Origin of the sequence: Gemella sp. 27098_8_155, from assembly GCF_041433725.1 — a bacterium.
Lineage (GTDB): Bacteria > Bacillota > Bacilli > Staphylococcales > Gemellaceae > Gemella > Gemella haemolysans_D.
Genome location: NZ_JAPWCA010000009.1, coordinates 1 through 13,410 on the forward strand (window position 1 = coordinate 1; position 13,410 = coordinate 13,410).

The 13,410-nt window shown below is 36.6% G+C and carries 15 protein-coding genes; 6 read left to right on the forward strand and 9 right to left on the reverse strand.

Annotated elements, in window-relative coordinates:
* The 9 genes from O5Y44_RS05095 to O5Y44_RS05140 all read right to left on the reverse strand — a co-directional run.
* On the reverse strand, nucleotides 1–1,461 hold a 1,461-nt coding region (locus tag O5Y44_RS05095; RefSeq protein WP_134808082.1), incomplete at its 3' end, for a CD3337/EF1877 family mobilome membrane protein.
* Nucleotides 1,462–1,463: 2 nt separating this feature from the next.
* Entirely contained in the window at nucleotides 1,464–3,911 is a 2,448-nt protein-coding gene (tcpF, locus tag O5Y44_RS05100) for a conjugal transfer ATPase TcpF (RefSeq protein WP_000331158.1), read from the reverse strand.
* Nucleotides 3,895–4,401 (reverse strand): conjugal transfer protein, encoded by a 507-nt coding sequence (locus O5Y44_RS05105; RefSeq protein ID WP_000506270.1) that lies wholly within the window; start codon nucleotides 4,399–4,401, stop codon nucleotides 3,895–3,897. The genes tcpF and O5Y44_RS05105 overlap by 17 nt, the downstream gene beginning before the upstream one ends.
* Nucleotides 4,376–4,873, reverse strand: a complete 498-nt coding sequence (locus tag O5Y44_RS05110; protein WP_000342539.1) for an antirestriction protein ArdA — start codon at nucleotides 4,871–4,873, stop codon at nucleotides 4,376–4,378. The genes O5Y44_RS05105 and O5Y44_RS05110 overlap by 26 nt, the downstream gene beginning before the upstream one ends.
* Before the next feature lie 116 nt (nucleotides 4,874–4,989).
* The gene (locus O5Y44_RS05115; protein WP_371465659.1) at nucleotides 4,990–5,211 is read right to left on the reverse strand and encodes a hypothetical protein; all 222 of its coding nucleotides are present in this window, start codon (nucleotides 5,209–5,211) and stop codon (nucleotides 4,990–4,992) included.
* A gap of 42 nt (nucleotides 5,212–5,253) precedes the next feature.
* Nucleotides 5,254–6,459 carry a MobT family relaxase gene (gene mobT / locus O5Y44_RS05120; RefSeq protein WP_271986821.1) on the reverse strand — a complete coding sequence of 402 codons (1,206 nt, stop codon included), beginning with the start codon at nucleotides 6,457–6,459 and terminating at the stop codon, nucleotides 5,254–5,256.
* 177 nt (nucleotides 6,460–6,636) lie between these two features.
* Nucleotides 6,637–8,022 carry an FtsK/SpoIIIE domain-containing protein gene (locus O5Y44_RS05130; protein ID WP_000813488.1) on the reverse strand — a complete coding sequence of 462 codons (1,386 nt, stop codon included), beginning with the start codon at nucleotides 8,020–8,022 and terminating at the stop codon, nucleotides 6,637–6,639.
* A 28-nt stretch (nucleotides 8,023–8,050) separates the two neighbouring features.
* A complete protein-coding gene (locus O5Y44_RS05135) occupies nucleotides 8,051–8,434 on the reverse strand; it encodes a YdcP family protein (RefSeq protein WP_001234286.1) in 384 nt (127 codons plus the stop codon).
* Nucleotides 8,435–8,452: 18 nt separating this feature from the next.
* Nucleotides 8,453–8,767 carry a YdcP family protein gene (locus O5Y44_RS05140; RefSeq protein ID WP_000420682.1) on the reverse strand — a complete coding sequence of 105 codons (315 nt, stop codon included), beginning with the start codon at nucleotides 8,765–8,767 and terminating at the stop codon, nucleotides 8,453–8,455.
* A 365-nt stretch (nucleotides 8,768–9,132) separates the two neighbouring features.
* Between O5Y44_RS05140 and O5Y44_RS05145 the strand changes: the two genes are divergently transcribed.
* The 6 genes from O5Y44_RS05145 (at nucleotide 9,133) to O5Y44_RS05170 (ending at nucleotide 13,304) form a co-directional block, all read left to right on the forward strand.
* Nucleotides 9,133–9,873, forward strand: coding sequence for a TraX family protein (locus tag O5Y44_RS05145; protein WP_271986822.1), 741 nt, complete (start codon nucleotides 9,133–9,135; stop codon nucleotides 9,871–9,873).
* Nucleotides 9,874–10,067: 194 nt separating this feature from the next.
* Nucleotides 10,068–10,472 (forward strand): YbgA family protein, encoded by a 405-nt coding sequence (locus O5Y44_RS05150; RefSeq protein ID WP_271986823.1) that lies wholly within the window; start codon nucleotides 10,068–10,070, stop codon nucleotides 10,470–10,472.
* Entirely contained in the window at nucleotides 10,456–10,821 is a 366-nt protein-coding gene (locus O5Y44_RS05155) for a TIGR02328 family protein (RefSeq protein WP_271986825.1), read from the forward strand. Before O5Y44_RS05150 ends, O5Y44_RS05155 begins: the two co-directional genes overlap by 17 nt.
* 90 nt (nucleotides 10,822–10,911) lie before the next feature.
* On the forward strand, nucleotides 10,912–11,292 hold the full coding sequence (locus O5Y44_RS05160; protein ID WP_003146915.1) for a MarR family winged helix-turn-helix transcriptional regulator: 381 nt from the start codon (nucleotides 10,912–10,914) through the stop codon (nucleotides 11,290–11,292).
* 90 nt (nucleotides 11,293–11,382) lie between these two features.
* Nucleotides 11,383–12,246, forward strand: coding sequence for a glyoxalase III HchA (hchA, locus tag O5Y44_RS05165; RefSeq protein WP_271986826.1), 864 nt, complete (start codon nucleotides 11,383–11,385; stop codon nucleotides 12,244–12,246).
* Between the two features lie 11 nt (nucleotides 12,247–12,257).
* Entirely contained in the window at nucleotides 12,258–13,304 is a 1,047-nt protein-coding gene (locus tag O5Y44_RS05170; RefSeq protein WP_271986827.1) for an LLM class flavin-dependent oxidoreductase, read from the forward strand.
* The last annotated feature ends 106 nt before the right edge of the window (nucleotides 13,305–13,410 follow it).

Genomic DNA, 13,410 nt, shown 5'->3' on the forward strand with positions numbered 1-13,410 from the left:
TTTTTTACCTGTAACAATGGCAGACCCAGCCCCTAGAGTAGTCATGGAACGTCCAAGTTTCCGCTGTAGACGGTGCATGTGAGCGTGCATAAGCATACGAGGTTTTCTCATCACACGACTTCCCACACTTTGAGAATCGTTACTCTGTAGAGAAAACATACTCATTAAATCGCCCAGCTTGAAGTAGATTCCTGCAAAGGTCACAATCTGTAGAAAAGCAATCAAAAAGAACGGATAACCAGCCGATAAGGTATAGAGCATGGTTGAAATACTAAATGCTGTCGTAATAATCAATGTGATTCCAGCTCGTGTCAAAATGGTATTAAAGAGCTTTGTTATGGCTCGTTTTGACATACCATCAAATGATGGAATCATGCTTAAAATAAAGCTCACAGGCAGAAACATAGCATAGATGATAAAAAGTACCTGCGAGAAAATCATGATTCCTGTTAATAGGAATACAAATATGGAAATCCCAATATTGAAGACAAATAGGAAGAAGACTGTACCTAAACGGTTAATGGTCTTTGTAATGGTTAGATTGGTATTGCTTCTGTCTTCAATTTCTTCCGCAACAATTTTTTCTCTGTCTTCGCCATTGTTGGAATCTGGGCTGGTGGAGAGCAGGCTTTCCACACGGTCAATACCGATACTTTCAATGTCTGAACTGTTGTATTGAAGCAGTAGCCACGGTTGCTGAACCTGTATGGAAAACAGGCTATCTCTGATTAAGTCCACGCTGTCCTTGCCTTGACTATCGGAATGGGGCATGACAATCTTCGTGCCAAGTGATAAACTGGCATTACTGATGTCTGATGAAAAGTCATTGATTTTTTTAATGTAGTCGGGAGCGTAGGCAATAAAGGAAGCCGATAGGATAAACACCAGCACAAAATTCATAATGGCATGAATTGCCTTTGTGGTTTCTCTCTTTATCAGTCCCGTATAGGCAACATAAACCCCAAGAACCAAAATCAAGAGTAAGAGGAATCCAACATAGAAACCCTCTGTTGAAAATCCGTTTGCACTCACACCAGCTAAGGTCTGCATATTCTTACCAATGGAATCTGCTGTAGCGGAAATGAAGTCTAAGGAATAGGCTTCCTGTACTAAGTAACCTGTCGCATTGGAAACATACAAACTGATTGTCCAAATAAAATTGGTAATGGCATATAGTCCATACATGACCTGTTTTCCAATCCCGTCCGACCAGTTCCACGGAAGCCAGCCCCAGCTATTATCCACATAAAAATCCAGTTGATAGTTTTCAAGTGGGTATCGGCTGTATTCATTTGCCACATTGACCGTATCATCTACCAAGCCCGCAGCTTGAACCACCGTTCCCAGCATGGCTAAAAGAAAAATGGCAATCACAAGTGTGAAAGCCACTGTCATTGCCACTTTACCTAGACGTTTCAGCGTCCAGTTTGATTTTATTCTGTTTACTATTGATGGTTTCACATTTACACCTCTTTTCGCACAGGTGGTCTGGTATCAAAGGCATGGAGCAGTTCTTCAAATACAGGGTGGAACTGTATCACACCGACACGACCATATAAATCACTGATAAGGCATTGCCCGTTTTCCAAATCACGCAATCGCTTCTGATTGTTTTCGTCCTCTGGGTCTACACCAAAAAAGGCTAAGGTCTTTTTAATCTCGTTAAGGTCAGTGGAACGAAATGCAAATTTTAAGCCGAGGTTATTTTTCAGTTTTTCATCTAAGAGGTCGTCTGTATTTTGGGTCACGAAATATACCCCAGCGTTCATAGCACGATCAGCCCGAACCAGCTTCATAGATAGTGTTTTTCCTTGTGCTACCTGTAAAAAGCTCCATGCTTCGTCTAAATCTACAATCTTGAAAATGCTTCGGTCTGTATGGATAAAGTCTAAAGCAAAGGTACTAATGACAATCAGCATAGCAACGGATAAAAGCTCCATAGTGGTATATTCCTCAAAGGAAGTTTCCTTGTCGGGAAGTACCAAGTCCGCAACCTGTATAATGTTCAGTTGTTTTTCTAAGCTGATAGACTGCTCCACATAACCATTACTGAATAATAAATGTGCAAAGTCATAGTCTGTAAAACTTTCGATATGGTCGGCTATACTGGTACTTAGTGGCGTATTCTCAACCCGTAATTCCTCAATCACTTTCATCAACCCTCGTACTTCACTATTGGTTACTGCACGAATGGCTTTTCTAAGGATTGGGAAGCGTTCCCCATCACGAGAGGAAATCCCCGTAAGGAATGTCAGAATATCAATAGCCAGTGATTCAGAATCTTTGGGATTTTTCATAATCACATAAGGGTCAAGTAAGCCTTTGTTTTTCTCATCAGAAGTCAGAGTGACGATATTGATTTCATGGGAAATCTCTGGCAAGGTTTCTTTCCATCTGCCACGTTCTGCTTTTGGGTCTACAATCACTGCTTGTGCCCCATAAAGCACCGCATAATAGACGATAAGGTTATTCGCAAAGGATTTACCACCACCCAGCGAACCAACAAAAGCCGACGCTAACGCATTGGTTACTGAACCCTTAACCCCTTGACTGGCAAGAGCAGGTTTCAGATAGACATTGCGTCCAGTATCTAAGCTGTAGCCAACATAAATCCCCTCATTTTCCCCCAGCATTTGAGTAGCACCAAAACCTAAACCAGCGAGGAAATCAGAGGTCACGTATTGAATATAATCATTCATATAACGCTTGCTGGCAGGTAAAAATTCTTCATGTAAGCCGAGCATATCCCCAAATGGTCGTACCAGTTTTACGCTTAAATCGTCATAAAAATCTTTCACTTCATTACAACGACGTTTGAGTTCGTCAAGATCATTTGCTGATACCCTTACCACATAAGACAGCTTGTACATAGATTCCTTGCTTTGGTCTAAATTGGTTTCCAGCTCATTCACACTTTCCAGAGCTTCCGCCACATTGGAGCTGGTTTCATTATCACTTTGCCAAGCGTGGTTATCCAAGTCTTTCAGTTCTTTCTTTTTATTGCGGACAGTAGATAGGGCTTTACGATTCGCTACAATTTCCACATTCATTGACGTATCAATCGGGAATGTAAATTGCTGTTGCTGGTAGTAGAAGATTTCAGAGGACGGGAAGTCCAGTTCTCCGACAATGCTGTTAATGGTAAAGTAAGCTACATAGACGGTTTCATCTTCCTGCTGGATTTTCAAATATCGCTGTTTTTCTTCCACCAAACAGCGAGTAGGCTTAATCAAGTCATAGTATTTAATCAGCGTTTCATTATCCAGCTTTTTCTTTGATAGATGGTACTCATACTCTTCATAGGCAGTGCCTGTCTGTCCGTAAAGGTGTTCAATCAGATAGCCGAAGTCGTCCTTATCTAACCTGCGGATTTTGAAACGACGAGAGATTTTATTTTCTAAGAGCTTTTCCATCTTCTGAAAACGCAGGATTTCATCATTACTCATACTAACAAAATCGCCCATCAGCTTATGGTTCACATCATAGACAAAATCAGACAAAGCATTTTTTGCTTCAACGGTAAGACTTTTCATAGAAAACTCCTGATCGTTGAGAAGCAACTTAAAGCCGATAAAGAAACGGTAGTTCACTTGATTTTCGCCAATCATGGATATTAAAGCGTCTGTCTGTTGGTCGATTTTGTCATAGGCAACCGCTTTGAGCTTGCCAGTGACTTCATTTTTGGAACGCTCTTGTGCAGAACGTATGCTGGATTCTGTACTGATTTGTAAAGCATGAATTTTGCCATCACGATTTTGTGCGATAAGCTGTCTGAAAGAATCATGCACTTGTATTTTCTGTTCTGGACTTAGAAATGAGTAATTGTAAGGAACAAGCTCATAGTAAGCATAACATTCCCCGTCTTTATTCCAGACGAGATTGTTTTCAATGTATTTAATTGGATATGCCATAAAATTCACTCCTAACTGCTGTAATGGCTTCTTGTGGCTGGTTTCTGCCAAGCGTTACTTTTTTTCCTGCATAGGTCAGCTTTGGTCGCAGTGCATAAGCAATGACAGACTTCAAAAATCCATAAGGCTTTTTACCATCAAAAGTTTTTGTAGACATAAACCATGTGAAAGCCACAGGAATCCCAAAGTATTTGAGAAATGCTCCCTCTATCATGGAAAGAGGGGGCAAGTTGCCAAGTATCATCACTGCAAAGAGTGACACGACAAACCATGTCATTTGCGTAAAGGTTATGGGAAACGGAAGTCTAAAATCATTGATAGAATACAGTACCTTTTCCACAGACCAGATACTGGTATAGCTTCGTATTTTCTTCATGTAATCAATCCTTTCATAAAAAATAGGGGTAGCTGATTGAGCCACCCCGTAAAATAGAAAATCTGCCAGTAGTAATGTACCGACAGATTTAATAGACGATTTCAAAAATCCCATGATTGGTTGAGATAAACGTTCCTGAAAGGTCTAAATCCCGACCATAGGCTTGATAATCAATATAGTTTTGAAGACTAGCTGGTACTTCGCCTAAAGCACCCGTTTCTTCAATGTAGTAGCGTGCCACGTCATACATATCATCACAATCGGAATGAATGATAATATCCTCTTGATGTTCGCTTAGTTCTTCAATGCTTGAAAAATGAGTGAGCAGAGCAGATAGCTCCGATTGTAATTCTTCGGGTAATTCCGATACCATTTCCCATAGTCGATTGAGTTCGCCAATGGAAGTGTATTCGTCAACCGTAAAGGGTAACTCGTAGTCATGAATGGCGTATTCCTCATATTCATCATTCAAGCCGATTTTCTCTTTGACTTCCTCAAAGTCAATGGGAAAGGTAAACCACGCACCGACCAATTCGCCCTCATTGTATTTGCCTAAATTCGCAATATAGACTTGCATATCGTCCATATATTCACGTCCTTTCTTTGTAGAGATTCAAAAATCCCTACCGCACTTCGTTTGGTGTACCATTCCTTTGCGGAACATAAGAAAACCACTTATATTCCACAAAAGAACGGTTTTATTTAAGCACCAATAATGCGATTGAATAGCTCTAGTAAAATGTCTTTTACTCCAGCAGCGTTGAAGACTAAGCCAACCGTAATAATCGCAATAATTAAAAAGCCAATCAGTTTGCTAAACTCACGCTTGAAGCCAAGATACAAGCCAATCACAACGATTGCTAAAAGCACCAGTGATTGAGCGTTTGATAGAAACCAGTTATAAAGGTTTTGTCCAAAATTCATAAAAATGTTCTCCTCTCTATATTCAATGAATTTGTATTTGAGTTATTTTTTTGTTGTTATCACGTCCTGTTCTTTTACTGACTGTTGCTTCAAAATCTGCTTGTGTCGGTCTGTCAGTTTCGCATGGTCGAGAATGTCTTTTACAACCTGCGTCTGGTTGATTTCATCAAGTTTAATCGCAACCTTTAAGGTCGGGGCAACTTGATGAGATAGCCAGTTCAGCGTCCTTTGGAAGGAGTAAGGCTCTGGTTTTGTGGTTAGTTTTAATCGTTCACGATTGTTCCCAATAAACCAAGCCCATTCTTCATTCAGTTTCCAATCAGAACGAGGTTTGGAATCGTCTTTATCTACAAAACGGATATACCGATTGATAATTTTAAAGGCGGTATGCTCTGGATTGTCATAGACGAGTAAATCACGGACTGCATAATAGGCACGCTCATTTTTCAATCGAATCTCAAAACGGTTTTTTACTTCTGCGTCTTCAATGGGAATATCATTTTTCTTGTACTGCTCGTAGTCCTTTTCATAGATACAGAAATAAACTTCACTTTGTAATGAACTGATATAGAGGGTGTTTCCCATACATTCCTTTTCCTCTTTGCGTACCAGTTCGCCACTGCGATAGCTTTTAAAACTGCGGAAGACGGAGATACATTCTTCCTGTTGGCACTTTTCAGTGAGTACAGGGATATTTAAAATCCCTGTCTTATCGTTAATGGCAAGGTCAAGGCGTTTCATCACACCGCCAGCCACCAAAACGTCCATAAAGAACTCATACCAGCTTCTTTGTTGTGCCAGAAGATAGCTTTCAAATTGTCTGCACCCACGACCTTTCAATTCCACCAGAACTCCTTTGTTCAGTTCATGGGAGCAAAGGACGAATATGTCGCCTAAAGCATAATGCTCTGAATAAGAATAGAAACCATAGTCCTCATGAAGAAAATAGGACAGTTTCAGTTGTAAGATGTTTTCGACCACCTGCTGTACGTCTGTTGTCGGAAAGCGAATTCTTACATAATCAAACAGCATTTCAAGGGGAGCGTCGGGATTGAAGCGTTCCAGAGCTTCCCAAAGGGACTGCTGTAAATCCTCTGATGGCTTGACTTTTCCTGTTTCAATATCGCTTAGATACTGCCTTGTAATACCAGTCGCAACAGCTAAACGGTTTTGAGATAGTCCATAAGCCAAGCGTTTTTCTTTTAAATGCTGTAACCAAGTTTGTTCATTCAGTAAAAATCCCTCCAATCAAAAAGGCGTATGTCAACTTTTAAAGCCCATTTGACATACGCTGAAATTTTGTAAATCCCTTGTAACCAAAGGATTTTCTAATGTTTTTTTGACTGTTTCCTGTCGATTTGTACCCCCCTGTTAGATACGGGGGGTTAAGTGCTGGCGTGGCTATTGCCACACCAGCCAGCAAGATCAGTCCACACCTGCGACTTCCGCTTCGCACGTCGCCTGCGTGGACTGTCTGCTGTTGGATAACTTTTTAATTTCCTCCAAGAAATCATATCCTTTTGGTACAAGGGGAGTATAAAACTCTGATATGACACTTGTTCCTACATCAACATAGCCACGACCTTTGATTCGCTTTAAGAAGAAATCCTTTTGTACGTCACTGCCAAACATCATGCCATAGCCCATTTCAGACATACGACCTAAAGCCACTCTGAAATTAAACTGATCACGGATTCCGTCGCCTAAATATTTTGCGTCTGGACGTTGACAAGCCAGTATTAGAAAGAAGCCAGCTTGACGACCTAACATGACAATCTGTTTCAGCTTATTCATAACTGCGGTGTTTTCTTTTGTTCCCAGCATTTCCATGAAAGCGACGTATTCATCAAAGATTAAGAAGTGTGCCGGGAGACCTAAGTAAGCATAATTTTTGCCAGTCTTATAGTTCTTCATCTGCTTCATTTCCTCACTACGTTTCATCATTTCTTCATAGAATGTTTCAATGCAAGAAAGCAAGTCTTCTTTTCTATAGTAGACATTTGCCATCACAGAACCTAAGTCCGCAAGATCAGCATTTTTCGGGTCAAGAATATACAGTTTTGAATCTGTATGAAGCAAGGCTTCAATCAGTGTCAGTATAAAGTAAGTTTTACCGCCACCTGTACCACCAGCAATCAACATATGAGGGAGCTTATCATATTCCCACCATACGTTTTTCATTAAGCGAAGTTTACCATCTTTAGCTTCTACTTCATCAATAGAAATACGACTGGCTATGGTGTCATAGAGCAAAGTATATTCCACATAGGAATCCTTTAACTCTTTATCCGTCAGCTCACAGTACAAGCCACTCTCTAATTTCTTTTCCAAGTGTAAGAGTTGGTCTTGATATTTTCCCAGCGTGATTTCCACCCGTATCTGTATCAAGCCATTTTTAAGTCGATAATACATTTTAGGGAAGTAGGTTATCTTTTCCTTTGTACGACCAGCACTATCTTTAAAGAAACCCTCTGTTTTGACCTGTTCAGATTCATACCACTTGTTTTCAAGTATCATCTTTGCCAGTTTTTGACGGTGGTAAAGTTGTTTAACCGTATCATAGCGAACCCGTTTGAATACAAACGCTACCAGCAAGCAGATAAGAATTGCGACACTGAAACTGATAATTAAATAGGGAATGTCAATCTTATCTGCTTGTGATAGGTTAAAATCCTGCCAGTTGATCTGCTGGATTGTCTTCACATGAAACAGTCCGACAACCAGCAGGAAAACAGGCAGGAGTGACGCTATCGTAAAATGAAAGACTAAATCTTTACCAGATGGGCGAATCCTTTTACCACGCTGTTTCATGCGAAAAAGTCTCCTTTCTACCTAGCGACTATTTGTCTTGTGTCGGTTCTTTCTTTGCTTGTGGTTGAGCTTTGAATGAACTAGAATCCTTTGTCAGCACAATATCGTCTGCCTTGATATACCAGTCAACATCTGCTCCTTGATAGGTGGCAGTAGCAACGGTGTCCGCAATGGGATTGATAAGTTCCACCCGTGCGTTATAATCAAACTCTTTCAAAGGCACGCTGGCAGGAATACTTACTTGAATCATGCGTCCTTGTCCTTTGGATTTTAAGTCATAGGTACGTTCCTTGATTTCATCTGAAACCGACCCGTCTTCATTTTGGATTCTCACTTCACGACGTAGAGCAGAGAATTTCAATTCTCCAAAAGTCGTGTCTTTATCTAATACAATGCCATTTGCTAATCTCATCATTTTTCCTCTCTTTCTTTATTCTTTTATCATGTCGTCAGCATGTAAAAGGTAATTTGTAAAACCACGAGTGCCGATTTTGTAGCCCTCTGCGGTAATACGTGGATTGACTAACTTCACACGTTCCTCAAAGCCGAAATGTTTTTCGCCAGCTTCAGCAGGAAGCACCACCACAATATCATCTGCTCTTTGAACATCAGAATAGAGATTATAGCTTCTTGATAAGACAGTTAGCCGTCCGTTGATTCTTCGCTGAACGACTTTATCCTCGCCAGCAAATTCTAAATTGCCGAATGTTTTTTCCATGTTGGGAATCACAAATTTAAGTTCCATATTTTTACCTATCCTTTCTTTTTTATTGGCTGAATGAATGTTTGATGGTCTTAAAGAGTGGGGAACGACCTTTTGATTCTTGATTTTTTGTTTTCATAAGTTCACTTCCTTTCAAAATCGGGTAAAAAAATAGACACCTCATTTTTTGAAGTGTCTACCTATTAAATATTCAAATTTTATTGGAAGTATCTTTATATCTTCACTTTTCAAGGATAAATCGTCGTATCAAAGCTCATTCATAAGTAGTAAATTAGTAGTAAATTGAGTGGTTTTGACCTTGATAAAGTGTGATAAGTCCAGTTTTTATGCGGATAACTAGATTTTTATGCTATTTTTATCGCAAAAATAGTATAGAAAGGAAGAAGATGAAGAATTTAAAGTTTGATGGAACCCAGTTAAAATATATAGCTATAATTGCTATGACAATTGATCATTTAGCATGGCTATTATATCCAGGTTTAGTTAAAGAACCGATACCAGTAATTATGCACATAGTAGGACGTTTAACAGCACCGATTATGTGGTATTTTATTGCAGAAGGATGTTATTATACAAAAGATATTAAAAAATATTTCTTTAGGATTATGAGTTTTGCTGTTATCAGTCACTTTGCTTTTTGTTTCGGTTTAGGTATACCATTTGATATAACAACAGGAAGTATATTTAATAAAACTAGTGTCTTATTCCCATTGGCGATGTCGGTTGCATTAATCGCAATTTTTAGAAATGAGAAGATAAATAATACATTAAAGATTTTAGCAATTATTGTTTTCTGTTTATTAACGTTTGTAGCGGATTGGTCTTCAATAGCTCTAATGATGCCATTCTTTTTATATAATCATAGAGATAATAAAAAACAACAAATACTTGACTATGTTATCTGGATAAGTGTTTATGCAGCTATTTATATTATATTTATAGATGTATTTTATGGAGTACTACAGTTTTCAACTTTATTCTCTTTACCATTATTAATGAGATATGATGGCACTAGAGGAAAACATATTGGTTCTAAGTGGTTCTTCTACTACTATTATCCAATACATTTAGCTATTATAGGTATATTTAGAATAATATTATATGGAAATATTTCATTGGTACTTTAGAAATAGTATGGACTTAGCAAATCAAAAGAACATGGATAGGTTTAATACAACAAAAATCTAATATAGGGGTTCCTTATTAAGACAAAACTTAATAAGGAACTTTTTTACATATATTGTGATATTAATTTGTAGTAAAAAAGTGAAGGATATAATATAATTAGAATACTATAAATAATAAGTTTCGAAAGGATAAAATGAATAATAAAGAAGAAAAAGTTCAATGCCAAAAGTTATGGGCAAATAATAAATACTTAGTTCTAAGTCACTCAAGTAAAATATACTTAGAAATTAGAACGTATTTAAAGCAAGAAGAAGTATCACTGAGTAAAGTGAGTGAACTTATAAATCAAGCAATAAGTTTACCAGAAGATAAAGGACAAGTAACGAATGCACTTCATCATGTCTGGGGATATTTTAAAAAATTTGCAACAAAAGAAGAAAAAGATCATTTTTTTGAAATGATTGAAGAATATCATAATAATAAATATAAAAAAGAAGGTTTGATAAATGAAGTAAAATATCTTCTAAAGAAATATCCAAATAGATATTTGGAAGAATCTACTTTTATCAATGGAGGACAAGATGAGACTTTGGCATGAAGAACTAATATCAAAACTACCAAGGCAACAACTTTTAGGTCAACATAGAGAATGCTGCGCATTAAGAGGAAATGGTTGGGGTAAGAAACATGCAACGGTAGATTATGTATTTGAACATAAGCCATTTTTCCTTTTTAAGTATCATGAATTAATCATGCAGGAAATGAAGAATAGAGGATATAATGTTAGTAAAGAATGGCTAGATAAAAATTATAGAGGAAAAATTTGTGCTCCTCACAACGATCTAAAAGAGTATAAAATAAATAAGCCGATTTATAAAGAACACGATGCAGCATACTATGATGAGTGTATTGAGAATTTAGCTCAAAAGGATATTTTTATCTGGTAGTAATTAAGAAAAGATTGTTTTATTGACAATTAATAATAAAAGTAGTAATATTAATTTACTTGCAAACGCAAGTAAATTAAGAGGTGACAAATGAATAATGAAGAAGTAGTAAATAAATGGATAGCATTTCATAGTAATATGAAACAAATAAGTACTGAATTAGAAGATGCCTTATCAAAAGGAGAGCATCCAATAACTTTAAATGAATACTATAGCTTACATTACTTGAATGAAACCGAAGGAAATATATTAAGAATGACAGATTTAAGTACTAAGATTTCATTAAGTTTAAGTGCAACATCAAGAATGTTAGCTAAATTTGAGAATACGTGTGGTGTAATAGAAAGATTTTCTTCTGCTGAGGATAAGAGAGGTGTATGTATAAAATTAACACCTAAAGGAAAAAAGTACCTAGAAAATACTACAAGTATAGTTACAGATGTATTAAATAGAAATAGTGATAAAATATAAAATCAGAATTTATTATTTTGATTTTTATATTTTACTAATGTACTTGTTTGTGCAAGCAAATATTTTCAAATAAAAGTTAGGAGAATTAAAATGACAAAATTAACAAATCAACCAGTAAAAGATAGAGCAGAACATAATGCATATTTTCCATCAGACTATTCTTTGAGTATATATACAAGCCCTGTGACAAATTTTGATGGTTTTAAATTTGAAAACACATATAGTGGTGAAAAGAATAAAATTTTAATGATAGCGACAGATGAAAGATATTTACAAATGTCTAATGGAAAGTATTTTTCGACAGGTAATCACCCTGTAGAAACATTATTACCAATGTTACATATGGATGCTGCTGGATTTGAGATAGATATTGTTACTTTATCAGGAAACTCTGTAAAATTAGAGATGTGGGCAATGCCAGAAAAAGATGAAAATGTTATGAAGCTTTATAATAAATATATAGAAAAATTTGAGAATCCTCTTAAATTAGATAGAATTTTGGAGAATATTACTTCAGAAAATTCACCTTATTCAGGTGTTTTCATACCAGGTGGTCATGGTGCAATGATTAACTTGCCTGAAAGTAGAGAAGTAAAAGAGGTTCTTAAATGGGCAATTAAAGAGAATAAAAAAATCATAACACTTTGTCATGGTCCAGCTGCATTAATTTCAGGAAATATTGATGAATCAGAGTTCTTATTTAAAAATTATGAAATGACTGTTTTCCCAGATAGTATAGATGAGGGAGCAAACCAAGAAATTGGCTATATGCCAGGAAAATTAAAATGGTTATTAGCTGAAAAGCTAGAAAGTTTGGGTGCGAAAATAGTAAATGAAGCAATAAGCGGTCAGGTTCATATAGATAGAAACTTAATAACTGGAGACAGTCCTCTTGCAGCAAATCAACTAGGAATTGTAGCTGTAGATGAGTTGTTAAAAATGGTAAATAAATAGAGGTGATAATTATGAAAATTTCAATTTTAAATTTAGCTCCATTAAGACAGGGGCAGAATTTTAAAGATGCTATTGACGCAATGGTTAAATTAGCTAAAAAGGCTGATGAATTAGGATATGAAAGATATTGGATTGCAGAACATCATAATACTAAAAGTGTAGCAAGTAGTGCGACACAATTACTAATACAACGTACATTAGATAATACAAAAAATATTAGAGTAGGATCAGGTGGAGTAATGTTGCCTAATCATAGTCCGTATATAGTTGCTGAACAATATGGAACTTTAGAGACTCTTTATCCAGGAAGAGTTGATTTAGGTTTAGGTCGTGCTCCAGGTACTGATTATAACACTGCGCGAGCTATTAGAAGAAACACAAATAGAGAGATGGATTTTAAAAAAGAAGTCGTGGAGCTATCTGGGTATTTTAAAGATACAAGACCTGTTCATGCATATCCAGCTGCTGGGCTTGATGTTCCACTATACATACTAGGTTCAAGTACTGATAGTGCATATGTAGCTGCTGAGCTAGGATTACCTTATTCATTTGCATCGCATTTTGCTCCAGCTATGATGGAAAATGCAGTAACAATTTATAGACATTACTTTAAACCATCAGAAGTTTTAAGTGAGCCGTATGTAATTTTAGGTGCTAATGCAGTTGTTGCAGATACCGATGAAGAAGCAAAAAGATTATCAACAACTCAGATTCAATCATTTTTAAATATCATTACAAGTAATCCTCAAGGTATGGTTCCTCCAGTACAATCGGAAGAAGCGGTTTGGAAAAATTATATAGCTACAACTAAAGTGCCACATTTTGGGCCAATTGCATTTGAACATGATGAGATAGTTGATCATGAGAAAGCTGTCGTTGATCAGATGACAAAAATCTCATTTATTGGTAATAAGGAAACTGTGAAAAATCAAATTTTAGATTTGAAAAATAGGGTAGAGTTCGATGAATTAATGATAAATTCATATATTTATGACGAAAAAGCACAGCATCATTCATATGAACTATTAAAAGAGGTTATCGATGATATTAATGGATAGGTTATTGGTGAATTTAGAAATACTACTTCTTAATTGCTAAAATTTATAATTTCTTGAAAACTAAATTGATGACAAAAGTAGATAATTAGTGTATTATGAAATCAAA

Excerpts from the sequence above, each read along its gene's own strand:
- tcpF (WP_000331158.1), bottom strand. The coding sequence starts at position 3,911 with ATGGCATATCCAATTAAATACATTGAAAACAATCTCGTCTGGAATAAA.
- O5Y44_RS05105 (WP_000506270.1), bottom strand. The coding sequence starts at position 4,401 with ATGGGATTTTTGAAATCGTCTATTAAATCTGTCGGTACATTACTACTG.
- O5Y44_RS05110 (WP_000342539.1), bottom strand. The coding sequence starts at position 4,873 with ATGGACGATATGCAAGTCTATATTGCGAATTTAGGCAAATACAATGAG.
- O5Y44_RS05115 (WP_371465659.1), bottom strand. The coding sequence starts at position 5,211 with ATGAATTTTGGACAAAACCTTTATAACTGGTTTCTATCAAACGCTCAA.
- O5Y44_RS05130 (WP_000813488.1), bottom strand. The coding sequence starts at position 8,022 with ATGAAACAGCGTGGTAAAAGGATTCGCCCATCTGGTAAAGATTTAGTC.
- O5Y44_RS05135 (WP_001234286.1), bottom strand. The coding sequence starts at position 8,434 with ATGAGATTAGCAAATGGCATTGTATTAGATAAAGACACGACTTTTGGA.
- O5Y44_RS05140 (WP_000420682.1), bottom strand. The coding sequence starts at position 8,767 with ATGGAACTTAAATTTGTGATTCCCAACATGGAAAAAACATTCGGCAAT.
- O5Y44_RS05145 (WP_271986822.1), top strand. The coding sequence starts at position 9,133 with ATGAAGAATTTAAAGTTTGATGGAACCCAGTTAAAATATATAGCTATA.
- O5Y44_RS05150 (WP_271986823.1), top strand. The coding sequence starts at position 10,068 with ATGAATAATAAAGAAGAAAAAGTTCAATGCCAAAAGTTATGGGCAAAT.
- O5Y44_RS05155 (WP_271986825.1), top strand. The coding sequence starts at position 10,456 with ATGAGACTTTGGCATGAAGAACTAATATCAAAACTACCAAGGCAACAA.
- O5Y44_RS05160 (WP_003146915.1), top strand. The coding sequence starts at position 10,912 with ATGAATAATGAAGAAGTAGTAAATAAATGGATAGCATTTCATAGTAAT.
- hchA (WP_271986826.1), top strand. The coding sequence starts at position 11,383 with ATGACAAAATTAACAAATCAACCAGTAAAAGATAGAGCAGAACATAAT.
- O5Y44_RS05170 (WP_271986827.1), top strand. The coding sequence starts at position 12,258 with ATGAAAATTTCAATTTTAAATTTAGCTCCATTAAGACAGGGGCAGAAT.